This window comes from Barnesiella intestinihominis YIT 11860 (assembly GCF_000296465.1).
Taxonomy (GTDB): Bacteria; Bacteroidota; Bacteroidia; order Bacteroidales; family Barnesiellaceae; genus Barnesiella; species Barnesiella intestinihominis.
The window spans coordinates 702,044-728,129 of record NZ_JH815203.1 but is presented as its reverse complement, the minus strand read 5'-3'; the positions used below and the strand labels follow the sequence as shown (position 1 = coordinate 728,129).

The window sequence follows — 26,086 nt, the reverse complement described above, 5'->3', positions numbered from 1 at the left end:
TTATTTTACGGATTGTATGGTTTTTGAAACTATTTTTACCGCTTCCACAGCTTCTTTTACGTCATGTACTCTCAAAATGTCGACTCCTCCTAATAAAGCCAGCGTGTTTAAGATTGTAGTTCCGTTTAGACTTTCTTCGGGAGTGTATCCAAAGTATTTATATATCATTGATTTACGAGATATTCCCACCAATAAGGGGTAGCCTATACGGGTAAATTCGTCGAGTCGGTTCATGAGCAAGTAGTTGTCGTCGACCGATTTGCTGAATCCGAATCCCGGATCGATAATGATATCGTTGACACCGAGGCTTTCGAGTCGGGCGATACGTTCTGAGAAATAGTAAAGCATTTCGGGAATGATATGCTCGTATCGGATTTGTTGCATCATGGTTTGGGGCGTCCCTTTCATGTGCATCAAAATATAGGCGACTTTCAATTCGGCTATGGTTTCGAACATTTGAGAATCGAGTTCTCCCCCCGATATGTCGTTGATCATCTGTACTCCGTATTCCCGGACACAGCGAGCGGCTATATCGGCACGAAATGTATCGACCGAAACTCGTGCATCGGGATATAGTTTGCGGATAATATCGAGTCCCTTCGAAAGTCGTTTCATCTCTTCGTCGGGTGAGATGTCATCGGCATTAGGTCGCGAGGAGTAGGCTCCTATGTCTATGATGTCGGCGCCTTCATTCACCATTTTATGCAGTCGCTCGGCGATTTGTTCTTCTTCCGTAGTACGGCTTCCGGGGTAAAAAGAGTCGGGGGTGATATTGAGTATTCCCATGATTAATGGTCTCGATAGGGAAACCAATTCTCCACCAAGATTCAAAGACAACGGTTCTTTTTGTATCCACTGGAACATAGTGCTGTACGTTTTGAAATCATATAACAAGACCTGCCGATAGAGGCATTGCATACCGGCCTGCTGTTATGTTAAGCGAAGATAATTCTTTTTGTTGAATAGTAAGGTATGGATTTAAAAAAACTTCTTTGGCACTATTCTTCCCGGGGAACTGGTTTTAAACTTTTAGGAGGACGGGAACTTTTAGATGATTGCCGTTCGGCATTTTTTGCTTTTTCGTTTTGATGGTTCAAAGAACGATTGAATTCTTCCAGTTCGGATTGAAATGATTCGTATTCCATTGTAACTTCAACCTTTTCTCGTGAATGATAGTAGTATTGCGCAATGCGAGCTCCTGTGAGGATTAACAGAATGATAATCAATAACAGAGTCGCTCTGCGTTCGCTTTTCGATAATGAGAAAAAAGAATCGTTTTTAAGTGCCATCAGATAATACCAAATCCTGATAAAAAGATTAAAATGATGATGATTGGAGCTATGTATTTGATACAGAAAAAGATTGCGTTGAATAGTGGCTCGTGCAATTTATTTCGGTTAGTCAATTCCTCCCGGGAGATATTTCGTTTCAGTATCCACCCGATGAAAATACTTATCAACAGTCCGCCTATCGGCAACAAGATGATAGCTGAGAAGTAATCGCAGGCATCGAATATGGTTTTCCCAAAAATGCGTATATGGCTCCATGAACCGATAGAAAGAGAGCAGATAGTGCTTAATATGGCAACAATGATCATCATTGTCCGGGTTGCCTTTTTCCTTGACAGATGCATGTGGTTGATAAAAAATGCAACTGCAACTTCGAAAAGAGAAACGGTGGAAGTAAGAGCTGCCACAGTGAGGAGTAAGAAAAACAATGCAGACCATAACGCAGATACCGGCATTTGATTGAATACATTGGGGAGGGTGACAAATACAAGATCGGGACCGGCGACAGGATCCACACCATAAGAGAAAACAGCCGGGAATATAATTACTCCGGCCAAAATAGCAACGGTTGTGTCGAGTATCGCTACCGTGCCGGCTGTTTTTATCAGATGAGTTTTATTATTGAAGTAGGAGGAATAGGTGATGAGGATACCCATACCTAAACTTAAAGAGAAGAATGCTTGCCCCATTGCCCGTACGATGACTTGGGGTGTGATTTTCGAAAAATCGGGGTGTAGGAAAAATTTCAGCCCTTCGTTGGCTTCGGGTAGTGTTAACGATCGTATGCAAAAAACGATGAGAATAATGAACAGTATAGGCATCAATATGTTGGACATTTTTTCGATTCCTTTCTGTACACCCTTGGATATGATGATATAGTTGATAAAGAGAAAAATGTATATCCATAGTAACGGCCGAAAATCGTTCTGGATAAATGCGTTTTGTTCAGCTTTGAATTCTGCTGCCGTTTTTCCGGTCAGATTGTTACAGGCTGCTTGAAAAAGATATTCGAGCGTCCAACCCGATATGACCATATAATATCCTAAAATAAGAATCGAGGCCAATATTCCGATATATCCGATGTAGTACCATCGACTGCCGGGGATTAATTTTTTGAATGCGTCTACCGTGTCGGATTTGGATTTCCTTCCGATAATGAATTCGGCACACATAACCGGAACACCTAATATAAGAACACATAGAATGTAAATCATTAAGAATGCTCCCCCTCCGTTCATTCCGGCTTCATAAGGGAATCTCCAAATATTTCCTAATCCTACCGCCGATCCTACCGTGGTGGCTATTACTCCTAACTTGGTCGCGAATTTTGTCCGTTCTCCCATTTTTAGTTCAAGATATAATTACAAAAGTATAAAATTTTAATTTATTTGTCCATATAATAGCGTAATAAAAAGGGAATAGAACCCTTTTTCTATGAAAGTGTAATCCTTTTTGTGAAAAATGAATGATAGATTATATAACCAAATGCAAATGGATTTGGTTTTGTCGTAAATGAAAATGAGGCCTTTGTGACAGGAGATACAGGTAGATTGATCCTTGGCAGAAATCGGGTGATTTGTTTTTATTCTTAGCTTACTTTATCTTTGTCAAAGGATTGCAAAAGCAAGTATTTCTGTAAAAAGGAGATAATTGTACCTTTTTGTTTGTTGTAAAGATTACGTGAATAGATATGAGGCCTTTTAGATTTTTGGCGTTTGTCCCTACGATTATAGTATTGGTTGTAATTACATATTTGTCTCTGGCTAAGAATCCGGTACATAGTCAGGAGTTTTATTTATTCGAAGGAGCCGATAAGCTGGTACACGGTTGTATGTATTTGGGGCTTGTTTGGATAGGCTGTTTCGATATATATCGGGTATCGAAGTTTACCGCTCCCAAGTTGATTTTGCTCGTGTGCGGGGCTATTGTGTGGGGTGGCTTGATGGAGTTGTTGCAGGGTGCTATGTCTATGGGTCGAAGTGCGGACTGGTATGATTTTCTCGCCAATAGTTGCGGGGCGATTCTGGGGCTTATTCTCGGTGTGAATAGTGTACCTTATTTGTTTAGGAAGTGTAAGAAACTTTCTTGAAATCGTCAATATCTTCCTTCTTAACAGCCAAGCTATTCCAGTTCTTCCATAATGGCAATTAGTTCGGAACGCAGTGATTTCAGTCGTTCCACTACTTGTTGGGACCGAACGGTACTTTCTCTTTTGTGTTTCAACACTTGTTTCGCTCCTTCTATTTTCAACTTTCTTTCTTTCAGCAAATAGTGAATGAGCTTTATTTCTTCGATATCTTTTTGGGAATAATAACGAGTCCCTTTGGGGGATCGTTTAGGATTGATTGTTTTAAACTCTGTTTCCCAATATCGGAGTAAGGATTGGTTTACATTGAACATGTCCGATACCTCACCGATCGTGTAATATAGTTTTTGTTTATTTGTTACAGGTTCTTTCATGCGATTTGTTTTTAATCCATTACACGCCCTTGATTTTCGGCAAGTTGAGTCATGCGGTCGTAATCTTCGGGTGAAAGGTCGAAGAAATAGTAATTGATAGGATTCTGTGCTTTCCCTTTGTATAGAACTTCGTAATGTAAATGCGGCCCTGTGGATTTCCCCGTATTGCCTACTTCGGCTATTTCTTCACCTCGTATGACTTCTTGTCCTTTACGGACTAGTATTTTACTGAGGTGAGCATATCGGGTTTTATAATCATATCCGTGATCGATGACTACCGTGTTTCCAAATCCTTGTTGCCAGCCGGTTTCAACGACACGGCCGTTTCCGGTTACGTAAACAGGGGTTCCCACATTGGCAGAAAAGTCCATTCCCTGATGGAATTTTGTGGTCTTGTAGATCGGATCTATTCGATAACCATACCCCGATGCTGTTCGTTTCAAATCTTTGTTAGAAACGGGTTGTATGGCCGGAATGTGTTTTATGCGCTCCTCTTGGCCTTGTGCCAGTTTGACGAGTTCGTTCATGGAATTACATTGTACATATACTTGCCTTGCGAGGTTGTCTACTTTTTGACTGGTGGAAACAACCAGTTCCGCATCGCTCATTTGCAACAGATTCTCGTACCGGCTGGGGTTGTATATTCCGTTATTTCTGATTTCGTCGTTTACAGGCTCGGCTTGCAGAATGACCCGATACATGTTGTCGTCTCGTTGTTGTAAATCATTCAGAACTTCCAGCGCAGCGTCGACTCGTTTGGAAAGCACTTTATATTGTGTCTGCATTTGCTCGTTTTCCATTTTCAGAAGCTCTTCTTTGGGCGAACCGAACCAAAAATAAAATGCGACGATGACCCCTATACTTAGTATGCTACCGACGAACAAATGGCGTAAAACAACGATGATGCGCTGGCGAAGTGAAGGATATACCCGTTCGTATGTCAGTGTTTTAGGATTGTATATGTAGAATATTTTTTTACTCATTGATTATTTGTCGGCTCATTCTTATTGGCAAAAGCTTTTATAGACCGTAAAAAAATATGTTTCTAAGCATTTTTTTATCTGCACATGGGTACAAAAATAATAATTTGGGCTATTTTTGCAAATTGTTTTTGGTAATATTAATATACCGTATTGGCGATTTCTATTTCGATAACGAAAAAGAAAGCCGTGGAACTTAATATAATTAAATTGTTATGCTGACAGCAAAAGAGATTCGTGAATCTTTTAAGGATTTTTTCAGAGAACGAGGCCATCAGATCGTGCCTTCGGCTCCGATGGTGATTAAAGATGACCCTACGTTGATGTTTACCAATGCGGGAATGAACCAGTTTAAAGATATTATCTTGGGAAATGTTCCGGCAAAATATAAGCGGGTCGCGGATTCACAAAAATGTTTGAGAGTGAGCGGTAAGCACAACGATTTGGAAGAGGTGGGACTGGATACCTATCATCACACCATGTTCGAGATGCTCGGTAACTGGTCGTTCGGGGACTATTTTAAGAAAGAAGCGATCGATTGGTCTTGGGAATATTTGGTCGACGTATTGAAAATAGATCCGGCCCGATTATACGCTACCGTATTCGAAGGATATGCGTCCGAAGGTTTGGAGAGAGATAACGAGGCAGCCTCGTATTGGGAAGCGCATTTGCCCAAAGATCATATAATTAACGGAAATCGACATGATAATTTTTGGGAAATGGGAGATACGGGACCTTGTGGACCCTGTTCTGAGATTCACATCGATTTGCGGAGTGATGCCGAGAGAGCCGAAGTCGACGGATTGAAATTGGTTAACCAGAGTCACCCGCAAGTGATAGAGATATGGAACCTTGTGTTTATGCAATATAACCGTAAAGCCGATGGTTCGCTCGAACCTCTTCCTGCTCGGGTAATCGATACCGGTATGGGATTCGAACGGCTTTGTATGGCGTTGCAAGGAAAGACGTCTAATTATGACACCGATGTATTCCAACCAATTATCGGGGAAATCGGGCGTCTTTGCGGTAAGAAATATGGCGACGATCCTAAGGTCGATATTGCTATGCGTGTCATTGCAGACCACATACGTACGATTGCATTTTCTATTACCGACGGGCAGTTGCCATCGAATGCGAAAGCCGGTTATGTAATTCGTCGTATTTTACGTCGGGCTGTACGTTACGGGTATACATTCTTGGGTCAGAAGCAGGCTTTCCTTTATAAATTATTGGACATTCTTATTGAAACGATGGGAGATGCCTATCCTGAATTGAAGGCTCAAAAGGTCCTTATCGGAAAAGTAATTAAAGAGGAGGAAGATGCTTTCTTGCGTACTCTCGAAACCGGTATTAAGTTGCTCGATAAAGTAACTGCCGATACAAAGGCTGCCGGTAAGAGCGAGATTAGCGGGCGGGATGCTTTCGTGTTGTACGACACTTATGGTTTCCCTCTTGATTTGACCGAGTTGATATTGAAAGAAAAAGGGTTAGGAGTGGATATCGACGAGTTCAACGCCCAAATGCAACAACAAAAGGAACGGGCTCGTAATGCGGCTGCCGTAGAAACGGGCGACTGGGTTGTATTGAAAGAGGGTGAGCCCGAATTCGTGGGATACGATATGACTGAGTGCGACGCCGAAATATTACGCTATCGTAAGGTAAAACAAAAAGCTCGCGAGTTTTATCAGATTGTTTTGGACAGAACCCCTTTCTATGCCGAAATGGGTGGTCAGGTAGGCGATACAGGAAAGTTGATTTCTGGAAATGATATCGTGGAGATATTACAGACCAAGCGGGAAAATAATTTGAGTATTCATATAGCCGAGCGATTACCCGAAGATGTGACCGCTACATTCCATGCCGTTATCGATAAAGAGGCACGTCGGGCGACTGCATGTAATCACACGGCGACTCATCTTTTGCACGAAGCTCTGCGTGAAGTTTTAGGAACTCATGTAGAACAAAAAGGTTCTTATGTCTCTCCGCAGTCGTTGCGTTTTGATTTTTCTCATTTTCAAAAAGTCACAGACGAAGAGTTGAGAAAAGTCGAGATGATAGCCAATCGAAAAGTGCGTGAAGCTATCCCGTTAGATGAACATCGTAATGTTCCCATTGCCGAGGCTAAGGCTATGGGAGCGATGGCTCTGTTTGGTGAAAAGTATGGAGAAGAAGTCCGGGTGATTCGTTTTGGATCTTCTGTCGAGTTGTGCGGTGGTACTCATGTATCCAATACCGGAAATATCGGTATGATAAAAATTATAACTGAGAGTTCGATTGCTGCGGGAATCCGTCGTATCGAGGCTATAACAGGAGCTCGGGTGGAGGAAACGATGAACGCCTTGCAAGATTCGTTGAAAGAGATAGGAATCTTGTTTAATAATGCTCCCAATTTGTTACAAGCGATTCATAAAGCCATCGATGAAAATGCCGAATTGAGGAAACAGGCCGAGGAATATGTTAAGGAGAAAATGATTGTCTTGAAAGATCGTATGGTTAAATCGGCCGAGAGTATAGACGGCGTGAAACTTATTCGTTTCATCGGTCCGATGCCGTCCGATATGGTTAAGGGAATCGCCTTTTTACTTCGAGGCGAAGTCTCCAAAGGATTGGCTTTTGTCACCGCGACCCGGGATAAAGATAAACCTCTATTGACTGTTATGCTGAGCGATGACTTGGTTGCTGATGGGAAGAATGCTTCTGCGATTGTTCGGGATGCTGCTAAGTTGATACAAGGTGGCGGAGGCGGGCAACCCTATTTCGCACAAGCCGGCGGAAAGAATGCCGACAAATTGACCGAAGCGTTGGATAAGATGGTTTCGTCTATTGTGGGATAATTCGATAGTTGAATTTGTAATATGACAAAAATAGCCCCGGCATTGCCGGGGCTATTTTTTATCTGTATGGTTTTGAAGATTTACAATAACATGCCGCTCGTGACCTCACGGGCTTTTTCTTCCCCGGCAATTTGGGTGATGATGGCTGTGGCGAACGATATGGCAGCTCCCGGACCTTTTCCTGTGGTAATGTTTCGGTCGACAGTCACGTTGTCGCCTGTTACAGTTGCGCCAGTGAGGAATTGCTCAAATCCGGGATAACAGGTAGCTTTATATCCGTTAAGCAATCCTGCCTGGCCCAGAACCGACGGAGCGGCACAAATGGCAGCGATGTTCTTGTTGGCAGCGGCTTGGCGTTGCAATAAAGAAACCAACGGTTTGCATTCTCCCAAGTGTTTTGTTCCCGGCATTCCTCCGGGTAAAATTAACCAGTCTGCATCTTCGGTCGATAGTTCCACCCATGTACAATCGGCTGTAACAGTTATTCCATGAGCTCCTTCAACTTGAAGATTTCGCGATATGGAAACAGTTGTAATATCGATTTCGGCTCGGCGTAACATATCTACGATCGTGAGAGCTTCTATTTCTTCAAATCCTGTTGCGAGAAATAAATAAACGGTTTTCATTATTCGGATCTTTTTTAGTGTCAAATTAATGTTTGGAGAAACTCATTCTGATTTTATATCGTATATACAATCGAATGACATAAATAGTTGTTGGACCCATATTTTATAAATCCACTGACAGAATATACCTGTCAGTGGATTTATGATGGCGTTATTCCTTAAAGGGTTCCGGCTTCGGCTTGTTGAATCATTTGTTGGCTTGCATACAAATAGATTTCTACACGACGATTTTCTTGTCGGCCTGCTGCCGTGGAGTTGTCGGCTATGGGATTGGCTTCGCCCATACCTTGCACAGATTTGATCTGGTTCGTGGAAACTCCGCATGCCAGCAGATAGCTTGCTACACTTTGAGCTCGCTCCTGAGATAAGTTCAGATTTTTCTGGTAACTTTGTTCTGCTGTCGAGTTTTTCCAGCCCTGATTATCTGTATATCCGTAGATAGTGACGTCCATATCACGATTTTGGTTCAGTACGTCGTTAGCGAATTTACTTAAAGACGATTTAGCCGATGAACTGAGGTTTGAACTGCTTGTCGAGAAAAGGATTCCCGAGTCGAATGTCACTTTTACAGCTTGTAATCCATTGTTGTCGGTAACTTGCTCGACTTGTGCACCTTCTACCTGTTTGGCTTGTTCGGCCGCTTTGTCCATTTTCTTTCCGATAAGGGCTCCTGCCGTTGTTCCTACGGCAGCACCCACGGCAGCACCGATAGCAGCTCCTTTGCCTTTTCCGAAAATCGCACCTAATCCGGCGCCGACAGCGGCCCCGCTACCTCCCCCGATAAGGGCTCCTTTTCCGGTATTTGACATGTTACAGCTTGTAAATAGCATGCCGGCAGCCAATATACAAGACATAATTTTAATGCTCTTCATTTTTTTAGTTTTAGAAATTGATTTACAAAAATAAAGAAAAAATCGATATGATATTTGTTTATATTATTTTTTTGAGGAAAGGAGTATATGGCTCCTTTGAAAATAAATAACAGTATTTGAGATTATTATGTTCGATGTTATGGAAAATGTACCATCGTCGAAAAATGGAGTCGTTCGCTTTTTAGTTCTCTTATCTATATTTGTAACAATAGGATTAAGGTTCTATATGGAAGATAAATATTTGTATTATAAGTTATAGAATGACCGGTATAATTCATGCGAGTATTGTTTTTGCTTTTAGTTTGTACTATCTTTGTTTAATTAACTAATACAATAATCGAGATGAACACGTTCGGAAATCTCTTTACACTTACTTCATTCGGAGAGTCTCATGGTAGGGCGATCGGTGGGGTGGTAGACGGTATGCCTGCCGGTATTCCTGTGGATATGGAGTATATACAGCGAGAGTTAAACAGGCGTCGTCCCGGGCAATCGTCGATTGTCACCTCTCGTAAAGAAAACGATCGGGTAGAATTCCTCTCCGGGATTTTCGAAGGGAAGACAACCGGTACGCCTATCGGTTTTCTTGTGTATAATGAGAATCAACACTCATCGGATTATGATAATTTGCGGGAGGTGTTCCGCCCTTCGCATGCCGATTATACATACACCCAGAAATACGGGGTACGGGATCATCGGGGAGGTGGTCGTTCTTCGGCTCGCGAGACGATAGCTCGCTGTGTCGCCGGAGCTCTTGCAAAACTTGTTTTAACTCGGCTGGGCATAGAAGTCTGGGCGTATACTTCGCAGGTGGGGGAATTGTCTTTGTCCGGCGATTATAATCGATATGACTTCGACGAGATAGAAAAAAATCCGGTACGTTGTCCCGATGCGGATATGGCAAAACGAATGGAGGAATATATCGGAAAAGTAAAGTCAGAAGGCGATACAGTGGGAGGTGTTGTTACCTGTGTCGTTCGACATGTTCCGGCAGGGTTGGGCGAGCCTGTGTTCGACAAGCTGCATGCCGCATTGGGTAGTGCGATGTTGAGCATAAACGCTGTAAAAGGCTTTGAATATGGTATGGGTTTTGGAGGGGTGAGATACAGAGGTTCTCAAATGAATGATGTATTCGAAACTCAACAGGGCAAAATCGTAGCGAGAACCAATCATTCGGGTGGGATTCAAGGTGGAATTTCCAATGGAGAAGATATTTATTTCAGAGTCGCGTTCAAGCCGGTCGCTACTTTATTGAAAGATATAGAGACAGTCGATTCGCAAGGAAACCCGACCGTGTTGAGGGCAAAAGGACGTCATGACCCTTGCGTATTGCCCCGTGCCGTACCTGTGGTGGAAGCTATGGCAGCAATGGTTATTCTCGATTATTATTTGTTGGCACAAAGTCATAAATTATAAATTAAAAAATATGGATACAAAAAAGTATATAGACAGTCATAGAGAGCGTTTTTTCAACGAGTTATTTTCGTTGCTTCGTATTCCTTCTATCAGTGCGTTGCCTGAACATAGAAAGGATATGCAGCTTTGTGCCGAACGATGGAGGGATTTGCTTTTGGAAGCCGGAGCCGATAGAGCCGAAGTGATGCCTACCTCGGCCTCGCCTGTGGTTTTCGCCGAAAAGATAGTTGATAGGAGTTTCCCTACGGTACTGGTATATGCTCATTATGATGTGATGCCTGTCGAACCGCTTGAACTGTGGCATACCGAGCCTTTCGAGCCGGTAGTAAAAGACGGGAAATTGTGGGCTCGGGGGGCCGACGATGACAAAGGGCAAGGGTTTATCCAGTTGAAAGCCTTTGAAATTGCGGTCAAAGAGGGTTTGTTACGCTGTAATGTGAAATTTTTGATAGAGGGTGGCGAGGAAATCGGTTCCCCCGGAGTAGAGGCTTTTTGTAAGGAACACCTCGATTTGTTGAAATGCGATGTGATACTGGTCTCAGACACGAGTATGGTCGGTTTGGATACTCCGTCTATCACGACCGGATTGCGAGGATTGGCCTATTGGGAGATAGAGGTCACTGGTCCTAATCGGGATTTGCATTCGGGAATTTTCGGGGGAACGGTAGCTAATCCCATTAACGAACTTTGCAAAATGCTGGCCGGTGTCGTAGATGAAAATGGTCATATAACCTTACCGCATTTTTACGACAAAGTAGAAACTGTTTCGGCGCAAGAACGAGCCATGTTGGGAGCCGTGCCTTATGATGAAGAAAAATATAAAGCGGCGATCGATGTGGAAGCTCTTTCGGGAGAGGTTGGTTATTCACCTTTGGAGCGTACCGCCATTCGTCCTACGTTCGATATTTGCGGTATTTGGGGCGGGTACACGGGCGAAGGTGCAAAAACTGTATTGCCGTCAAAAGCCTATGCCAAAGTTTCTTGCCGGTTGGTTCCCCATCAGAATCATGAGGAGATATCCAAGATGTTTATCGATTACATATACTCTGTCGCTCCTCGTAGCGTAAAGGTGAAAGTGAGCCCGATGCATGGGGGTGAAAGCTATGTATGTCCTATCGATTTGCCGGCTTATCGGGCTGCGGAAAAGGGGTATGAGCTGGCGTTCGGAAAACGTCCATTGGCAGTACGTCGTGGAGGAAGTATCCCTATTATAGCAACTTTTGAAAAAGTTTTGGGTGTGAAATCGGTCTTAATGGGATTCGGATTAGAATCGGATGCCACGCATTCGCCGAATGAAAATTTCCTGATCGAAATGTACGAAAAAGGAATTATTGCGGTAGTCGAATTTTATAATCAATTTGGGCATTGATGGTGACGGGAGAAAAACGGTATCGGGATTTTTCCGATTTTTTGAATCTCCATTTCGATTGCAAAGTCCAAAAAATATCGTTACATGCAGGGTTTACTTGCCCTAATCGGGACGGGAGTATTGGGGTCGGTGGTTGTACTTATTGCAACAATCAGACGTTCAGTCCTGATTATTGCCACACGGGGAAGAGTATCACCTCCCAGTTGGAAGAGGGGATAGCTTTTTTTGCCCGTAAATATCCTGAAATGCACTATTTGGCCTATTTTCAGGCTTATACGAATACGTATGGAGAGCTTGCTGTTTTGAAGCAGAAGTATGAGGAGGCGTTGTCTCACCCCGGTGTCGTGGGGATTATTGTCGGTACTCGCCCCGATTGTATGCCCGACGGACTGTTGGAGTATTTTGCGGATTTGTCCCGACATACATTCGTATTGGTGGAGTATGGCGTGGAGAGTACTTGCGACGAAACTTTGCGTAGGGTTAACCGGGGACATGATTTTGCCGCTTCGGTCGATGCTATTTGTCGTACGGCTGAAATGGGTATTGCAGTGGGGGCTCACATGATATTGGGATTGCCGGGAGAGAATCGGGAGATGATTTTATCTCATGCCGATAAGATGTCCCGGTTGCCGCTCGACACGATTAAGTTGCATCAGTTACAGCTTATTCTCCATACCCGTATGGCTGCCGAATATAAAAGCAATCCGAATGATTTTCATTTGTACGATGTCGATGAGTATATCGATCTGGCAATCGATTTTGCCGAGCGATTGTCTCCGCACATCGCTATCGAACGTTTTGTCTCTCAGTCCCCGGCCGAACTGCTTATCGCTCCGAATTGGGGGATAAAGAACTATGAGTTTACGGCTCGTTTGTTGAAGCGAATGAAAGAACGCGATACTTGGCAAGGAAAGTTGTTCACCGAAGTCTGAGCCGGTTTAACGGTGGTTTTGTAATCTCTGTTTCGCCATTTGCTCGTATTCTGTACCCGGTTGTCCGTAATTACAATACGGATATATGCTGATACCGCCGCGGGGCGTGAAGAAACCTGTTACTTCGATGTATTTGGGATTCATGAGCTTAACGAGGTCTTTCATGATGATGTTCACGCAATCTTCATGAAAAGCTCCGTGGTTACGGAAACTGAATAAATAAAGTTTCAGACTCTTGCTTTCTACCATATGTTCTCCGGGAATATAGTCGATTTGTATGGTAGCGAAATCGGGTTGTCCGGTAATCGGGCACAGACTGGTAAACTCCGGGCAGTTGAATCGTACCCAGTAATCGTTTTCCGGGTGTTTGTTTATAAATGTTTCCAAGACCTCGGGTGCATAATCCTGTTTATACACGGTCTTATGTCCCAGCAGGGTCAGTTGTGATGTCTCTGATTTCATAATAAGTCGTGTTGATTATTGTAGTTCTTTTATCTTGAATATGTTGTATGAAACTTTCTGGTCGTAGACATCGCTGCCGTCTATCTTTTTTACGAATCGTACGACTCTTATCGTTACCGGCAATATGACGATTTCATAGGCCGTTTTAAGGCAGGCTTGTGTTACAATGAGAATCAATAGTTCGTTTACAGGGACTACTCCACCGAATGCGATAGGAAAAAACAAGAGCGAATCGGCACTTTCGCCCACTACGGTCGATGTAATGGCTCGTAATGAAAAGTGTTTACCCTTGCTCGATATTTTCATTTTACTCATGACATAGGCGTTCAAAAAGGAGCCTACGAGGAAAGCTATGAAACTTGCTAATAAGATGCGGGGTGTTGATGAAAATACGGTTTCGAACGATTTCTGTCCGTCCCAAAATAGAGCCGATGGTAATATAATCGCTATCTGTATAAAGATGATAGCCATTAAGTTCATCAGGAATCCGAGCCAAATAATGAGTCGGGCTTTTCGATACCCCCAAACCTCTGCGATACAATCGTTGATAATGTAAGAGATGGGGAAAACGATGAGACCTGCGGTCGCAGTAATACCTCCTAACGAAATCATCTTTACTTCGAGTAAATTCGAGCAGATGAGGCAGACACAAAAGACGACGCCCATGATTAAAAAGGGCAGGGAAAAAGAACGATTCATAATTCTTGTTTTTTACGTGGTGTTCAAGCACACGGAGGATATTTATCCTCTCCTGTTTTATACTAAATCTTTTAGGGGTGCAAAGATAATACAAACGAAGGTAAAAACAAATTCATCGGGGATATACCTCGTTTCGTTTGTCTCTACCATTGGTACAGATAGTATATCTATGTCATAACAAGACAGGATTGGAAGACTTATGGGGAGCAGAAATTTTTTATGGTTCGGATAATTTATTTAAGAATTGGGCTACATGTTTCCCGTCCATGAGTCCGTGATGGGCACAGATCGATATGGGAAGAAGCATTTTCCCATTTGTGTCGATGAGTTTTCCTGTCGATATGCGAGGAACCGAGTCTCCGTTCTTGAAAGAAACAGCGTGTTTCATTTCGGAGAAGGAGAACCACGGAATAGAAGAGTATCTGATAACGTCTTCTCTTCCTGTATTTTTCGAAAAGGATAACCCTGTACTGTTTTTTACTCTTGTTATCTCTTGAATTGCTTGTTGAATGAAATCGTTGCGATCGGGGATATATTCGAAAAAAGCGAAACCGAATGTTCCGTCTTCTCTTCCTATTGTCGGAGATACGTGTATGGTATCGTATTTAACGACAGAATTCCCTTCCTCGATTCTTAATTTGAATTCGTCTGTTTCGTTGGCTTTTGTCAATATATGATGGAGCGAGTAAAGGAAAAAAGATTGAGAATCATGTTTGGCTTCGAGATATATAGTAGTAAAATCTACGTTTGTAGTTATTCCGAAAAAGGGATCGTCAAAAGCAGAAAAGAACCGGAAGTGTTCCTTCCGGTTCCAAGATTCGATATTCAGTTTGGTCTTTGTCATTGAGATCGATGTTACAAGGTTATGTTATCCGTTTCATTTTTTTGAACCAGAACTTTATCGATGCGGGCTCCGTCCATGTCGACGATTTCGAAAGTGAAGCATAGCCATTCTATCTTTTCTCCTTCGGTTGGAATGTGTTGTAATAATTCGAGAATAAGCCCGCTTAGAGTATTGTAATTGTATTCTTGATAACGATCCGTCATGTCGTAGTGGTCTAGAAAATCATAGAAAGAGCATTGTCCGTCGATGAGACAAGAGCCATCTTCCCGGATAATAATATCTGCCGAAGGCCCCGATGATACAGAACCGACCAAAGCTCCCAAAATATCGCTTATCGTCACAATTCCTTCAATACTCCCAAATTCGTCGGTTACTAATCCATAGCGTTGGTTTTCATTGCGGAGCCTTTCCATCGCAGTATATACACTCATATTTTCCGGCAGGAAATAAGGGGTTGAGGCGACGGCTCTGATATCGAAATTTTTATCATCGATCTTTCCGAATAAATCTTTTAAAGAAACTATTCCGATAATGTTATCGAGGCTGTCTTCGCATAGCGGATATACGGCATGAAGATCACTGGTAATCTTTGATTTCAGTGTAGTGTTGTTATCTTGCACATCGAGACAAATTAAGTCGCTCCGGTGGGTCATGATAGAGGATATATTGCGATCTCCCAAGTTAAAAACTCGTTCTACAATCTCTTGTTCTACCTCCTGTACACACCCACCCTCTGTACCTTCTCGAACGATAGCTTTTATTTCGTCTTCGGTGATTCCTTCTTTTTGAGATGAAAGCCCTAAGAAACGGCATACCCCGGCTGTACTTTTGGTGAGTATCCACACGAAAGGCGATGCAATATACGATAACCACGACATAGGTCTCGATACGATCTTTGCTACTCGTTCCGAGGCTATCATACCGATACGTTTGGGAACCAATTCGCCGATGATAAGGGTTAAATATGTAACTATAATAACAATGATGGCTTGTGCCAAACCTACTGCATAAGGAGCTAATAAAGAACTTTTAGCTAATAGTTTTGCAAGGCTTTGGGCTAAGGCTTCGCCAGAGTAAAGACCCGTTAAAATTCCAATGAGGGTAATACCTATCTGTACGGTTGAAAGAAATCGGTCGGGGTCTTGTGATAGTTTTAAGGCTGATAATGCCGCTTTGCTACCTTTTTTCGCACTATTTTCTAATTTGACTTTTCGTGCTGAAACCAGTGCAATTTCAGACATAGAAAGTACTCCGTTACATAAAATAAGAAGTACTATAATTATAATTTCCATGTGAGAATAGAGATTTACAAGGGCGAATATACGAAAATAAATCGGAATGTTACAAATTTGTTTATATAAGAGTCTTTTTTTAATTTTATTTGGGTAGTTTATTTTCAGATTCGTTAAGATGTAACGATCGAGTAAATGGTTTTACCGGTTGTCTTAAACCGGTGAATGGAACACTCCTATAAGAATAAAATAATATAAGTTGCTGAAAAGTAAAAAATAAGTACGATATTTGCACTCGCAAAACAGTATGGATTGAGGCTTTTAATTTGAGAAAAAAAAGTGTTTTTGCTTTTTTAGATGGGTAAAAAGCTATATATTTGCAGTCCAAAAAATTAAAAACAATATTATTCATAAATATTATAATTTATAGCAAAATGACTAAGGCTGACATTGTAAACGAAATTTCTAAAAACACAGGAATAGAAAAAGCTGTTGTTCTTGAAACCGTTGAAAAATTTATGGAGAGTGTAAAGGGCTCTTTGGCAAAAGGTGAAAATGTGTACCTGAGAGGTTTTGGTAGTTTCATCGTAAAGAAAAGAGCACAGAAAACGGCTCGCAATATTTCCAAAAATACTACGATAATAATTCCGGCCCACAACATTCCGGCATTTAAGCCTGCAAAAACTTTTATGGGTGAAGTAAAATAAGAAAATCAATAAATATAAGTATTAATCTTTAAAAGCATACCGTTATGCCGAGTGGAAAAAAAAGAAAAGGCCATAAGATGGCTACTCACAAACGCAAAAAAAGATTGAGAAAAAACAGACATAAGAAGAAATAATGTCTGTCGGCTCAATGAATGACAGAACACGAAGAACAAATTTAATGCGATTTAGTCATTAGATTTGTTCTTTCTGCTTTATCGAAACCATTTTGTATAACAAATGGTTAGTATTAAAAACTCTTTTGGCAGGATGCCTGTTCTTTTTAAGAAGGCCGACATGCTGCGTGAATATCAGTAATCTAAATAACAATTTATGTCCAGCGAACTTGTAGTAGACGTACAACCCAAAGAGATTTCTATTGCATTGCTCGAGAATAATCGATTGGTGGAGCTTCAGAAAGAGGCTCGGAACATATCGTTTTCTGTGGGCGATATCTATTTGGGACGGGTCAAAAAGCTGATGCCGGGACTTAATGCTGCATTTGTTGATGTAGGTTACGAAAAGGATGCTTTCCTGCACTATCTCGATTTAGGTACACAATATAATTCGAGTGCAAAGTTTCTTAAACAGTCGCTTGCCGATCGCAAACGAGTGTTGTCTCTTTCTAAATTTGATTTATTGCCCGATATTGAAAAAGACGGTACGATTAACGATGCTTTGAAGGTGGGTCAAGAAGTGTTGGTTCAAATTGCTAAGGAACCTATTTCGTCTAAGGGACCTCGCCTTACGGCAGAGATTTCTTTTGCCGGTCGTTTTTTAGTGTTAATCCCTTTTTCAGATAAAGTATCTGTATCGCAAAAGATTAAATCGAACGAGGAAAAATTGCGCCTTAGGCAGCTCATACAAAGTATTAAACCCCGCAATTTCGGTGTGATTGTCAGAACTGTTGCCGAAGGGAAACGGGTCGCAGAGTTGAATAACGAACTTAAAACGTTGGTAAGGTGTTGGGAAGATATGTTAGTGAAGTTGCAAAAGGCTCAGCTTCCGTCGCTCGTTTATGAGGAAACGGGTAGAACCGTAGGGATACTGCGTGATATATTTAGCCCTTCTTTCGAAAATATTTATGTAAACGATAAGGAAACATATAACCAAATATACAACTATGTGAGTCTTATTTCTCCCGATCGAAAAGATATAGTTAAACTTTACGATGGGGAGTTGCCTATTTTTGATAATTTCGCTATTACCAAGCAAATAAAATCTTCATTAGGAAAAACCGTTTCTTTTAAAAGTGGAGCGTATGTCATTATCGAACATACAGAGGCTCTGCATGTTATCGATGTAAATAGCGGAAATCGTTCGAAGGCTTCTTCCGATCAGGAGAGCAATGCCCTTGATGTAAATATGAATGCCGCCGAAGAAATAGCACGGCAACTGAGGTTGCGCGATATGGGCGGTATTATCGTGATCGATTTCATCGATATGGACGAAGCCGAGAACCGTCAGAAACTATATGACCGCATGCGTGAGCTGATGGCTAATGATAGGGCAAGGCACAATATTTTGCCGTTGAGTAAATTCGGATTGATGCAGATTACCCGCCAGCGGGTGCGGCCGGCACTCGATATTATTACCAGTGAAGATTGCCCGACTTGTCATGGTAAAGGTACTATTCCTCCTTCCTTACTTTTTACCGATCTGTTGGAGTCGAAGATTCATTATCTGGTGTATAAGTTGAAAATAAAGAAATTCACATTACACGTACATCCTTTTGTAGCTGCATATGTCAATCAAGGTGTATTTTCTTTGAAGATGAAGTGGCGCTGTAAATACACTTTTCAGCTGAAAGTAATTCCTAATCAGTCTCTCGCTTATCTCGAATATAAATTTTATGATGCCGAGAGAAATGAAATTGACCTGAAAGAAGAAATTGAAATTAAAAAATGAGAGAGTATTATCTCAGTTTATAGAGGCCCCGAAGGGCCTCTATTTTTTTGAATCGGCAAAAGAAAAATTGTTTTTTTGAACGATTGGAATTTTGTAAAAAAGGAATGTATAATAATTTCCTAAGACGCCTGTATTTATTCTCTGTAATAGATTCGCTTCACCCGGGTAGAAACCGAAGTGAGAATTTCATAAGGGATTGTATCGAGTTTTTCTGCGATTTCGGTGACGGGCAGTTGTTCTCCGAATATTTCAACTCGGTCACCCGGTTTACAATCTATATCGGTTACATCGATCATGCATACGTCCATACAAATATTACCTACGATGGCAGCTCGTTTTCCGTTTACAACGACACCCCCTTTTCCATTTCCCAGATGGCGGTCGAGTCCGTCGGCATATCCTATGGGAATTGCCGCTATGCGGGAATCGCGAGATAATACACCTTTTCTTCCGTACCCTATGGTTTCTCCGGCAGACAGTGTCTTGATTTGAAGGATAGTTGTTTTCAATGTGCTGACTGTTTCCAGCCCGCAAGGTGTGTCGATAGGGGAGACTCCGTATAATCCTATACCCAGCCTTACCATATCCATTTGGTATTCGGGGAAGCGTAATATTCCCGCCGTATTTAGTATGTGTCGCAGTATTTTATGCTTGGAGTGTTGTTGTAGGTAGTCGGCACAACGGGAGAATGTTTCGATTTGACGATGAGAATAATCGTCGAATCTTTTTTCGTCGCTTCCTGCGAAATGAGAAAAGACCGAACGGGCGATGACGACGGTTTGGTCGTTGAGAATTTCCACGACTTGTTCCATATCCTTTTCTTCGAATCCGAGCCGATGCATGCCTGAATCTATTTTTATGTGCACAGGATAGCCCGCTAAACCTAATTTTTCCCCTTCTGCGATAATCGCTCTCAGCAGTTCGAAACTATATATTTCGGGTTCGAGATAATAGCTGAACAGTGTTCTGAAACTGCTCATTTCGGGATTCATCACCAAGATGGGCATGGTTATTCCCGCTTTCCGCAATTCGGCTCCTTCGTCGGCAACGGCTACTGCAAGGAAATCGGCTCCTCTGTCCTGTAAGGTCTTTGCTAATTCATAAGAACCGGCTCCGTAGCCGAAAGCCTTTACCATACAGATGATTTTTGTTTCGGGACGTAATTTCGATTTGAATAGGTTGTAATTGTGGACGATGGCGTCGAGATTTATTTCCAGTATGGTTTCATGCTGTTTCAGTTCTAAGGTTTCGGAGATGAGCTCGAAATGAAATTCTCGCGCACCTTTGATTAGAATCAGTTCATTATGAAAGTCGGCCGGGTCAAGTTGTGCAAGGAAACTTTCGGTCGTCGGATAAAATTCTTTTTCGAGATTGAAAAGGTAAGCGTTATCCGAGATTACCGGGCCTATCCCGATGAGGCGTTCTATTCCTTTGTGCAATATGATATCGGCGACTTTCCGGTATAGGCTGGCCGGGGGTAGCCCCGTCTGGTAAATGTCCGACAGTATAAGCGTGCGGCGCATACCTTTGGCTGCCGCCCTTCGATTTTGAAAGTCGAGGGCTATGGTGAGTGAATTGATATCCGAGTTATAGCTGTCGTTTATAATTAGGCAGTTGTTTATCCCTTCTTTGACTTCCATACGCATGGCTACCGGAGTCAAACGCTTCATGCGGTCGGTTATCGCTTCGGGCGGTCGGTTGTAGTAAAGCATGACTGCCAGACAATGAATCGCATTTTCGATGGAAGCATCTTCTACGAATGGGATAGTAATATAACTGTGGTATTGCAAGTAAGTATATTCTATTTTTGTAGAATCGTTGCCTTTGATTATTTTGGAGATGTACAGCGGTTTGTCCCGGTCTTTTCTGGACCAAGCAATTTCTCGACACCCGAAGCAGAGTTTCTCCACGCATTCGCAGATAAGTTCGTTGTCTCCATCGTAAATAATGCAATCACAGGCTTTCAATAAAGTGAGTTTTTCGATGCATTTCTGCTGTATGGTTTGGAATCCCTCTTGGTGGGCTTCTCCGATATTGGTTATCAAACCGAGCGTCGGTTTGATGATTTCTTCCAAATGAATCATTTCATCGGGTTGAGAAATTCCGGCTTCAAAAATAGCCATCTCGGTTTTCGACCCTATTTGCCATACCGATAACGGGACTCCTATTTGAGAGTTGTAACTGCGGGGAGAGCGCACCGTATTGTAGTCTGGTTGGAGAAGTTGATAAAGCCACTCTTTGACTGTGGTCTTTCCGTTGCTTCCCGTAACACCGATTACCGGTATATCGAATTTTTTTCGATGTGTCGCAGCTAATTGTTGCAAGGCATCTAATGTGTTTTTTACGATGATGAAATTTGCTTCGGGCATAAGCTCTTCATCGGCTATCCGATGTTCTACCACGAAGTTTCGTACTCCTTTTCGGTAGAGATCTTTGATGTAACGGTGACCGTCGTTTCGTTCGGTAACCAAGGCGAAAAACAAAGTCTCCTCGGGAAACGTGAGAGAACGGCTGTCGGTTAATAGAGCCGTGATAGTATAGTCTTTGTAGGCTCTTTTCTGTGCCTTGACGATAGTTGCTATTTCGGTAATCGTGTAATTCATATTTGACTGATTCTTGTGTTTAATTCTGTAATTTCGTTCGATACATTTATGTAAGGATACATTTGTTGAAATCTCATGACCTTGTCGAGCGTATGTTGTAAAAAAATAGTGTACTCGTCTTTATCGGGCATCAGGGGGCGATGCTCCAAAGCTCTTTGTATCTTGTACCATTGAGAGGCTATTTCTTTGCTTTCGGGAGAAAGGTATGCTTCCTCCAATATTTCGGTTATATAAGCGATCGCCGATTTCGAGGGGTGCGTCATGTCGGTATCGTAGAAACGATAATCCCTCAGATCGTCCATCATGATTTCATAAGAAGGAAAGTAATCGCAAATCCCGAACTCTTGTTGTAATCGGTTTATCGCCAGTAGCAGCGTCGATTTGCTTATTTGGTTGCCGTGTGCTCCGTCGCTAAGGTGACGTATGGGGCTCACGGTGAACAATATACGACATTGAGGTAGATTGTCTTCGATATATTTTATGATGTCTCTCCATCGGGAAACTATTTCATCGACCGATAACAGCATTCGGTCGAATATCGAGGCCGGTTGTTTGTGGCAGTTGGCGACAACTTTACCCGTCTCTTTTAATCGGAATACATAAGCGGTTCCCCATGTGATGATTATTCGGTCGATATTCGGTACTTGGCGGTGGCTTTTTTCGATTCGGCGGTTCATGAGCGATAACGTGGCCTTCTTGTCGCACCCCGAGAATCGGGAATGGTGATCGTAACTGTGCCATAGATTATTGAAAGCGAAAAGTTCGTTTTCAATAATCGCTTTTCCCTCGACGATTCGTTCCCAGCTTTGGGCAATGGAAAGGGGATTGTATAATGTGCCGAATGGATTTATATCGACATTGAATTTACGCTGTTGCAGCCATAAGCCTATGTTTTCGGCAAAGCACGACCCCAGCAACAAAATTTGTTGCCGATGGTCGATATATCCGGGATTACCGGGAAAATTTATGGCCGTTCTGAAATTCATTTTATTATTTGGTTTATCACCTCAAAAATACATATTTTCTACTCCATCTCGTCTCTAAATTAACATCTGAAAAAATAAAAAAATATAATATTGTGGTAAAATAACCATAAATATTTGTATTTATACCAATTTGGATATATATTTGTGTTACCCGTTTCGTAAAGGCTTTTGAGAAAGCTATGTTTTTGTATCTCTTCTTGTAATAAGAATTATATGGAACTATATTACAAGGAAGAAAGAGACCGAGATTTGTTTAGGGCATACAACGAAGCCCTCAAATCATTGGGAAAAATGGCCGTGAATGTTCCCCGGGAGCAGATTGTCAGGCATGTGGTTTATTCCATAGCTCCTCGTTTCTATATCAGTTATGAGGAAGCGAGGCGGAATGTGAAACGAATTTTTAAAGGCTATTCACCTCGATGTGTGTCGTCGACAAGAACAGAGATGTACAACGATTTGGCCAATATGTTGGCGAGCTATTTGAGGCGACGTCCCCAAGTCCCGTTTAACGATGCGCTTTGTACGATATTGGCAGAAAAACGAGCTCCTCGTTTTTATTTGTCCGAGCGGTCGGCTCTGTTGACAATTTATCGTATGCAAAAAGGAGGTGTATCGTGAAAAGGTTTCCTTATATTTTGTGTATTGTTTTTCCAGTTTTTGTTTGGGCATGTCATACGTCTCGGCAGACAGTCGGTGAGGCTCGGGAAAATCGTGTGCATTCTATTGATCGCGATTTACATGTCGTCATTGATTCGCTGTGTCGGAATGAATGGTCGGGGCTTACCGAATGGGAATGGACACATGTCGATGTGTTCGATTCCGTACGGGACGAAACTGTCAATCCTTCCATTTCGATTACTCGTTTGAAACAATCGAAAAAAGTTGTCGCTCGGAACGAGACTGCCGTTTCTGATTCATTAAACGAGGCCGCTGCCTTACAATCTCGTTCGGAGAAGGAACAAAACCATCGTAGTTCAAAGGAAATGGACACTCATAGAGTGTCGGGGTGTGTCCTAATGATTTTTATTGTCATATTGTTTTTTTATATCATAAGAAGGAAATGAAAAAGATAAGAAATGTAGAAAATCCGTTTGAGTTTGAGACAGTCGTATTTTCATTCTCAGAAGAACAGATATTGCGTGAGTTGATTGCCGAAAGTTCCTATGTGGCAAAAAGTTTAGTGGGACAGTCTGATTTGAAGTTGGGGTGGAGCCGTTCTATAATTTTTTCCGAAGACGATAAACCATTTCTTTCCCGTTGGCTTGCCGATGCCCGGGACGAAATGATGCGGGCTTTGTCTGCCTATTTATCCGATGAGTCTGTTTCCTCCGAAACAGCACTTGTTTTTGCCGTTTTTTTGTCTCGGCAACGCCCGTTGGCGCTCGATGAATCAATTTGTCATCAGCTTGAACGGGCGATAGTACATCATGTTTTGAATCAATGGTTCGCTACGAAACAACCCGAGGAGAGCGTTCGCCGTCAGTTGCAATACAAGGGGGCGATGTCGGCCGTGAAGAGCGATATCCGGTTGGCCTGTAACCGCCGGCCACACCGCCCGACGAACTATTTTTGAAAATTCGGGCTGTTGTTTGTTGGCGAGAAGTGTGTGACGATGTATCTTTGTCTCCCGATTTTTAATGACGAGAAGGAGATGATTTGCAAAAATTGCGGAACCGAATTTGAAGGTAACTTTTGTAACCATTGCGGTCAAAAATCCACGGTGGAGCGATTGACTTGGAAGAGTGTGTGGGACAATATTCTGCATGGTATTTTTCATGTCGACAATACCTTTGTTAAGACAACGCGTACGTTGGTCGTCCACCCCGACCGGCTAATAAGTGATTACTTCGCCGGACGTCGCAAAGGTTATATGGCTCCTATCCCGTTACTGGCGGTATGGTGTGTAATCCTTCTTTTCTTCGGACATATCGAGGGTGGGGCCGGGACTATTTCGACTATCGAGGGATCGGCTACTCACAATTGGATTGTCGAGCACTATACTTTACTCACTATCGTCACGGTTCCGTTCATGGTGTTGGCTGTCAAGATTGCCTTCCGCAAGGCCGGTGCTGCGCGGTACAATTGGGTAGAGTATCTGCTGGGTTGTTGTTACCTGTCGGTGTTGTATATTTTGCTTTCGTTGGTGTTAATGCCTATCGGGTGGGTGTTGGACGCCTCGTATTATACGGTGTATGAGTGGACTTCGATGGTTCTTTGCTTGCTCCCCACTTATTGGGCGGCGTATTCGTTTTTCCCCGATAAGTTTTGGAAAACGTTGGGGCGCACACTGTGGGCTTCGGTTCTTTATCTCCTGTTTTCTGTGATAATCGCTGTCGGGGTTATGTTGATAATCGGATATTAGCTTATTAGTAGGAAACGATGAGGGCGGGTCGCAGCCATGCACCCGCCCTCGCTCTTATGTGTCTGTTAATGACAACCGTCGCAGCAATCTCCACAGCCGTCACCGCAACTGCCATGATCGTGACCGCAACCACAACCGCAACTATGGCGGGGGTGAAGTTCCTCTTCCGTGGCATCGCGTACGAGCTTGACCATACCTACGTAATGCAGATTTTCACCGGCTAACGGGTGATTGAAATCCATCAAAACTTTGTCGTCTGTAACTTTTAGTACGGAGCCGTTTATACGGTAGCCCTCCGATGTCATCATCGGCACGGTATTTCCTTCGAATACGGTTTGGTCGTCAAATTTTCCGTCTACCATGAAAATCTCCTTGTCTAACTCCATGACGTGTTCTTCGTTGCGTTCTCCGAAGGCCTCTTCACAAGAAAGTACAAAATCGAATTTGTCGCCTTGTTTTAATCCTTCGAGCCGTTTTAACATGGAAGGAAGAATATTTTGGTCCACTCCGAACACGAATTGGTCGGGCATTTCGTCGGTAGCGCGCATCATTAATGTTTCTTCCGGTTCGCCTGCGCCTGCGTACAGGTCGTAGGTCAGAACTACAAATTTACCGGGTTTTATTTCCATAATGGTTTTATATGATTAAATGATTAGTATAATTCGAATAGGGTTAGATTAACGCTCGTAGAATTTACGGTTGTATTCTTTGAGCAGTTTTTTTACATTGAAATAGAACCCTTCGATTTTAAGAGGGTTCTTCTCTATCGATATGTAATCGAAATAAGGCTCGACGAATGTAAATTCCGTAGCGGTAAATCCTTGTCGATTTACGATATTATATTCGTCGGCAGGATAAATGACAAACCAAGCTGTTTCGGGCGCTTTTCCGTCGCCGGTCGAAAGTATGGCTTGTATGATACCTTTCAGCCGGTATTCCCATAGGTTGGCTTCTTCTGTCTCTCCTTTTTGTCGAAGTCCGTAAATCAAGAAATTTATTTGTCGTAAATCGAAAGGTATATCGGATAAGGCGATTCGCGCGTATTTGATAAGCGAATCACATTCCGATTCGGTATGAACGGTCTGAGCATAAAGTTTTTCTATCCTTTCGGGAATCTCGACTGTGCGATAGGGATTGTAATCTTCTTGGCTGGCATATCCCAAGTATAAATGTCTGAAATCCTGCAACGTCATTGTCGTGTCGTTGCCGAGGTATTTTTTCATCAGGTCGGGATAATAATAGGGCGAGCGGCTATCTCGGACGGCATTTTCTATTTTCTCCATATCGGGAATTTCTACTGTGGCTGTCTCAGCAGAATAGATATGCATGGAGGAGATACCGAAGAAAAGTATGATAGCTATGATAAAATGTTTCATCTTTTTAATTATGTACTCGAAGTTTCTTGTGGCTTCTGGTAAAAGAAACGGCTGTCATTACCTTGTCGGCTAACAAAAAAAAATTACGTCTCTGTTTTTACCTAAACAAAGATATTATTTTCTTCTGACAGT

At 42.4% G+C, this 26,086-nt stretch carries 26 protein-coding genes; 11 read left to right on the top strand and 15 right to left on the bottom strand.

Going from position 1 to position 26,086, the window contains the following annotated elements; genetic code table 11:
* The 3 genes from folP to HMPREF9448_RS03000 all read right to left on the bottom strand — a co-directional run bounded on the left by folP (position 1) and on the right by HMPREF9448_RS03000 (position 2,632).
* On the bottom strand, positions 1–864 hold the full coding sequence (gene folP, locus HMPREF9448_RS03010; protein WP_040295936.1) for a dihydropteroate synthase: 864 nt from the start codon (positions 862–864) through the stop codon (positions 1–3).
* A 134-nt stretch (positions 865–998) separates the two neighbouring features.
* Positions 999–1,289 carry a hypothetical protein gene (locus HMPREF9448_RS03005; RefSeq protein ID WP_008861115.1) on the bottom strand — a complete coding sequence of 97 codons (291 nt, stop codon included), beginning with the start codon at positions 1,287–1,289 and terminating at the stop codon, positions 999–1,001.
* Positions 1,289–2,632: a sodium-dependent transporter gene (locus HMPREF9448_RS03000; protein ID WP_008861114.1), complete on the bottom strand. Its 1,344-nt coding sequence runs from the start codon at positions 2,630–2,632 to the stop codon at positions 1,289–1,291. The genes HMPREF9448_RS03005 and HMPREF9448_RS03000 overlap by 1 nt, the downstream gene beginning before the upstream one ends.
* A 347-nt stretch (positions 2,633–2,979) precedes the next feature.
* On the opposite strand from HMPREF9448_RS03000, the gene HMPREF9448_RS02995 reads away from it, so the two are divergent.
* Entirely contained in the window at positions 2,980–3,378 is a 399-nt protein-coding gene (locus HMPREF9448_RS02995; protein ID WP_008861113.1) for a VanZ family protein, read from the top strand.
* A 32-nt stretch (positions 3,379–3,410) separates the two neighbouring features.
* On the opposite strand, the gene HMPREF9448_RS02990 is transcribed toward HMPREF9448_RS02995, so the two are convergent.
* Both HMPREF9448_RS02990 and HMPREF9448_RS02985 read right to left on the bottom strand, forming a co-directional pair.
* A complete protein-coding gene (locus tag HMPREF9448_RS02990; protein WP_008861112.1) occupies positions 3,411–3,749 on the bottom strand; it encodes a MerR family transcriptional regulator in 339 nt (112 codons plus the stop codon).
* A gap of 11 nt (positions 3,750–3,760) precedes the next feature.
* On the bottom strand, positions 3,761–4,732 hold the full coding sequence (locus tag HMPREF9448_RS02985) for a M23 family metallopeptidase (protein ID WP_008861111.1): 972 nt from the start codon (positions 4,730–4,732) through the stop codon (positions 3,761–3,763).
* A gap of 212 nt (positions 4,733–4,944) precedes the next feature.
* On the opposite strand from HMPREF9448_RS02985, the gene alaS reads away from it, so the two are divergent.
* Positions 4,945–7,563: an alanine--tRNA ligase gene (gene alaS / locus HMPREF9448_RS02980; protein ID WP_008861109.1), complete on the top strand. Its 2,619-nt coding sequence runs from the start codon at positions 4,945–4,947 to the stop codon at positions 7,561–7,563.
* A gap of 80 nt (positions 7,564–7,643) precedes the next feature.
* On the opposite strand, the gene HMPREF9448_RS02975 is transcribed toward alaS, so the two are convergent.
* A complete protein-coding gene (locus tag HMPREF9448_RS02975) occupies positions 7,644–8,189 on the bottom strand; it encodes a DJ-1 family glyoxalase III (RefSeq protein ID WP_008861108.1) in 546 nt (181 codons plus the stop codon).
* Positions 8,190–8,347: 158 nt separating this feature from the next.
* Positions 8,348–9,061 (bottom strand): OmpA family protein, encoded by a 714-nt coding sequence (locus HMPREF9448_RS02970; RefSeq protein ID WP_008861107.1) that lies wholly within the window; start codon positions 9,059–9,061, stop codon positions 8,348–8,350.
* Positions 9,062–9,403: 342 nt separating this feature from the next.
* Between HMPREF9448_RS02970 and aroC the strand changes: the two genes are divergently transcribed.
* The 3 genes from aroC to HMPREF9448_RS02955 are packed head-to-tail and all read left to right on the top strand — an operon-like array spanning position 9,404 to position 12,778.
* Positions 9,404–10,477, top strand: a complete 1,074-nt coding sequence (aroC, locus tag HMPREF9448_RS02965; RefSeq protein ID WP_008861106.1) for a chorismate synthase — start codon at positions 9,404–9,406, stop codon at positions 10,475–10,477.
* Between the two features lie 10 nt (positions 10,478–10,487).
* Positions 10,488–11,846 (top strand): dipeptidase, encoded by a 1,359-nt coding sequence (locus tag HMPREF9448_RS02960; RefSeq protein WP_008861105.1) that lies wholly within the window; start codon positions 10,488–10,490, stop codon positions 11,844–11,846.
* Complete coding sequence (locus HMPREF9448_RS02955; RefSeq protein ID WP_008861104.1) at positions 11,846–12,778, top strand: TIGR01212 family radical SAM protein; 933 nt, start codon at positions 11,846–11,848, stop codon at positions 12,776–12,778. The genes HMPREF9448_RS02960 and HMPREF9448_RS02955 overlap by 1 nt, the downstream gene beginning before the upstream one ends.
* A 6-nt stretch (positions 12,779–12,784) precedes the next feature.
* Here HMPREF9448_RS02955 and queF read toward each other — a convergent pair whose 3' ends face one another.
* From queF to HMPREF9448_RS02935, 4 genes are all read right to left on the bottom strand, one after another.
* Positions 12,785–13,240 carry a preQ(1) synthase gene (queF, locus tag HMPREF9448_RS02950; RefSeq protein WP_008861103.1) on the bottom strand — a complete coding sequence of 152 codons (456 nt, stop codon included), beginning with the start codon at positions 13,238–13,240 and terminating at the stop codon, positions 12,785–12,787.
* Positions 13,241–13,255: 15 nt separating this feature from the next.
* The gene (locus tag HMPREF9448_RS02945) at positions 13,256–13,939 is read right to left on the bottom strand and encodes a queuosine precursor transporter (protein ID WP_008861102.1); all 684 of its coding nucleotides are present in this window, start codon (positions 13,937–13,939) and stop codon (positions 13,256–13,258) included.
* Between the two features lie 217 nt (positions 13,940–14,156).
* On the bottom strand, positions 14,157–14,783 hold the full coding sequence (locus tag HMPREF9448_RS02940) for a chloramphenicol acetyltransferase (RefSeq protein WP_008861101.1): 627 nt from the start codon (positions 14,781–14,783) through the stop codon (positions 14,157–14,159).
* An 11-nt stretch (positions 14,784–14,794) separates the two neighbouring features.
* Positions 14,795–16,075 (bottom strand): hemolysin family protein, encoded by a 1,281-nt coding sequence (locus tag HMPREF9448_RS02935; protein WP_008861100.1) that lies wholly within the window; start codon positions 16,073–16,075, stop codon positions 14,795–14,797.
* A 350-nt stretch (positions 16,076–16,425) separates the two neighbouring features.
* On the opposite strand from HMPREF9448_RS02935, the gene HMPREF9448_RS02930 reads away from it, so the two are divergent.
* Together HMPREF9448_RS02930 and HMPREF9448_RS02925 are read left to right on the top strand one after the other, a co-directional pair.
* Entirely contained in the window at positions 16,426–16,722 is a 297-nt protein-coding gene (locus HMPREF9448_RS02930; protein ID WP_262483650.1) for an HU family DNA-binding protein, read from the top strand.
* A gap of 330 nt (positions 16,723–17,052) precedes the next feature.
* Positions 17,053–18,627, top strand: a complete 1,575-nt coding sequence (locus tag HMPREF9448_RS02925; protein ID WP_008861097.1) for an Rne/Rng family ribonuclease — start codon at positions 17,053–17,055, stop codon at positions 18,625–18,627.
* A 134-nt stretch (positions 18,628–18,761) separates the two neighbouring features.
* Here the strand turns inward: HMPREF9448_RS02925 and HMPREF9448_RS02920 are convergent, their stop codons facing one another.
* Together HMPREF9448_RS02920 and HMPREF9448_RS02915 are read right to left on the bottom strand one after the other, a co-directional pair.
* The gene (locus tag HMPREF9448_RS02920) at positions 18,762–21,230 is read right to left on the bottom strand and encodes a bifunctional UDP-N-acetylmuramoyl-tripeptide:D-alanyl-D-alanine ligase/alanine racemase (RefSeq protein WP_008861096.1); all 2,469 of its coding nucleotides are present in this window, start codon (positions 21,228–21,230) and stop codon (positions 18,762–18,764) included.
* Complete coding sequence (locus tag HMPREF9448_RS02915; protein WP_008861095.1) at positions 21,227–22,216, bottom strand: GSCFA domain-containing protein; 990 nt, start codon at positions 22,214–22,216, stop codon at positions 21,227–21,229. Before HMPREF9448_RS02915 ends, HMPREF9448_RS02920 begins: the two co-directional genes overlap by 4 nt.
* Positions 22,217–22,429: 213 nt before the next feature.
* Here HMPREF9448_RS02915 and HMPREF9448_RS02910 point away from each other — a divergent pair, with 213 nt between their 5' ends.
* The 4 genes from HMPREF9448_RS02910 (at position 22,430) to HMPREF9448_RS02895 (ending at position 24,578) form a co-directional block, all read left to right on the top strand.
* A complete protein-coding gene (locus tag HMPREF9448_RS02910) occupies positions 22,430–22,834 on the top strand; it encodes a hypothetical protein (protein ID WP_008861094.1) in 405 nt (134 codons plus the stop codon).
* Positions 22,835–22,929: 95 nt separating this feature from the next.
* A complete protein-coding gene (locus HMPREF9448_RS02905; RefSeq protein WP_157260321.1) occupies positions 22,930–23,280 on the top strand; it encodes a hypothetical protein in 351 nt (116 codons plus the stop codon).
* Entirely contained in the window at positions 23,277–23,789 is a 513-nt protein-coding gene (locus HMPREF9448_RS02900) for a hypothetical protein (protein ID WP_008861092.1), read from the top strand. Before HMPREF9448_RS02905 ends, HMPREF9448_RS02900 begins: the two co-directional genes overlap by 4 nt.
* A gap of 78 nt (positions 23,790–23,867) precedes the next feature.
* The gene (locus tag HMPREF9448_RS02895; protein WP_008861091.1) at positions 23,868–24,578 is read left to right on the top strand and encodes a DUF3667 domain-containing protein; all 711 of its coding nucleotides are present in this window, start codon (positions 23,868–23,870) and stop codon (positions 24,576–24,578) included.
* Between the two features lie 65 nt (positions 24,579–24,643).
* On the opposite strand, the gene HMPREF9448_RS02890 is transcribed toward HMPREF9448_RS02895, so the two are convergent.
* Positions 24,644–25,207: an FKBP-type peptidyl-prolyl cis-trans isomerase gene (locus HMPREF9448_RS02890; RefSeq protein WP_008861090.1), complete on the bottom strand. Its 564-nt coding sequence runs from the start codon at positions 25,205–25,207 to the stop codon at positions 24,644–24,646.
* A 48-nt stretch (positions 25,208–25,255) separates the two neighbouring features.
* Positions 25,256–25,954 carry a DUF4919 domain-containing protein gene (locus tag HMPREF9448_RS02885; protein ID WP_008861089.1) on the bottom strand — a complete coding sequence of 233 codons (699 nt, stop codon included), beginning with the start codon at positions 25,952–25,954 and terminating at the stop codon, positions 25,256–25,258.
* Positions 25,955–26,086 lie beyond the last annotated feature (132 nt).

Coding starts and splice junctions, on each gene's coding strand:
- HMPREF9448_RS02935 (WP_008861100.1), bottom strand. CDS start 16,075: ATGGAAATTATAATTATAGTACTTCTTATTTTATGTAACGGAGTACTT.
- HMPREF9448_RS02920 (WP_008861096.1), bottom strand. CDS start 21,230: ATGAATTACACGATTACCGAAATAGCAACTATCGTCAAGGCACAGAAA.
- alaS (WP_008861109.1), top strand. CDS start 4,945: ATGCTGACAGCAAAAGAGATTCGTGAATCTTTTAAGGATTTTTTCAGA.
- HMPREF9448_RS02910 (WP_008861094.1), top strand. CDS start 22,430: ATGGAACTATATTACAAGGAAGAAAGAGACCGAGATTTGTTTAGGGCA.
- HMPREF9448_RS02885 (WP_008861089.1), bottom strand. CDS start 25,954: ATGAAACATTTTATCATAGCTATCATACTTTTCTTCGGTATCTCCTCC.
- HMPREF9448_RS02915 (WP_008861095.1), bottom strand. CDS start 22,216: ATGAATTTCAGAACGGCCATAAATTTTCCCGGTAATCCCGGATATATC.
- folP (WP_040295936.1), bottom strand. CDS start 864: ATGTTCCAGTGGATACAAAAAGAACCGTTGTCTTTGAATCTTGGTGGA.
- HMPREF9448_RS02970 (WP_008861107.1), bottom strand. CDS start 9,061: ATGAAGAGCATTAAAATTATGTCTTGTATATTGGCTGCCGGCATGCTA.
- HMPREF9448_RS02995 (WP_008861113.1), top strand. CDS start 2,980: ATGAGGCCTTTTAGATTTTTGGCGTTTGTCCCTACGATTATAGTATTG.
- HMPREF9448_RS03000 (WP_008861114.1), bottom strand. CDS start 2,632: ATGGGAGAACGGACAAAATTCGCGACCAAGTTAGGAGTAATAGCCACC.
- HMPREF9448_RS02990 (WP_008861112.1), bottom strand. CDS start 3,749: ATGAAAGAACCTGTAACAAATAAACAAAAACTATATTACACGATCGGT.
- HMPREF9448_RS02925 (WP_008861097.1), top strand. CDS start 17,053: ATGTCCAGCGAACTTGTAGTAGACGTACAACCCAAAGAGATTTCTATT.
- HMPREF9448_RS02940 (WP_008861101.1), bottom strand. CDS start 14,783: ATGACAAAGACCAAACTGAATATCGAATCTTGGAACCGGAAGGAACAC.
- HMPREF9448_RS02895 (WP_008861091.1), top strand. CDS start 23,868: ATGATTTGCAAAAATTGCGGAACCGAATTTGAAGGTAACTTTTGTAAC.
- HMPREF9448_RS02945 (WP_008861102.1), bottom strand. CDS start 13,939: ATGAATCGTTCTTTTTCCCTGCCCTTTTTAATCATGGGCGTCGTCTTT.
- queF (WP_008861103.1), bottom strand. CDS start 13,240: ATGAAATCAGAGACATCACAACTGACCCTGCTGGGACATAAGACCGTG.
- HMPREF9448_RS03005 (WP_008861115.1), bottom strand. CDS start 1,289: ATGGCACTTAAAAACGATTCTTTTTTCTCATTATCGAAAAGCGAACGC.
- HMPREF9448_RS02955 (WP_008861104.1), top strand. CDS start 11,846: ATGGTGACGGGAGAAAAACGGTATCGGGATTTTTCCGATTTTTTGAAT.
- HMPREF9448_RS02900 (WP_008861092.1), top strand. CDS start 23,277: ATGAAAAAGATAAGAAATGTAGAAAATCCGTTTGAGTTTGAGACAGTC.
- HMPREF9448_RS02985 (WP_008861111.1), bottom strand. CDS start 4,732: ATGAGTAAAAAAATATTCTACATATACAATCCTAAAACACTGACATAC.
- HMPREF9448_RS02960 (WP_008861105.1), top strand. CDS start 10,488: ATGGATACAAAAAAGTATATAGACAGTCATAGAGAGCGTTTTTTCAAC.
- HMPREF9448_RS02975 (WP_008861108.1), bottom strand. CDS start 8,189: ATGAAAACCGTTTATTTATTTCTCGCAACAGGATTTGAAGAAATAGAA.
- HMPREF9448_RS02890 (WP_008861090.1), bottom strand. CDS start 25,207: ATGGAAATAAAACCCGGTAAATTTGTAGTTCTGACCTACGACCTGTAC.
- aroC (WP_008861106.1), top strand. CDS start 9,404: ATGAACACGTTCGGAAATCTCTTTACACTTACTTCATTCGGAGAGTCT.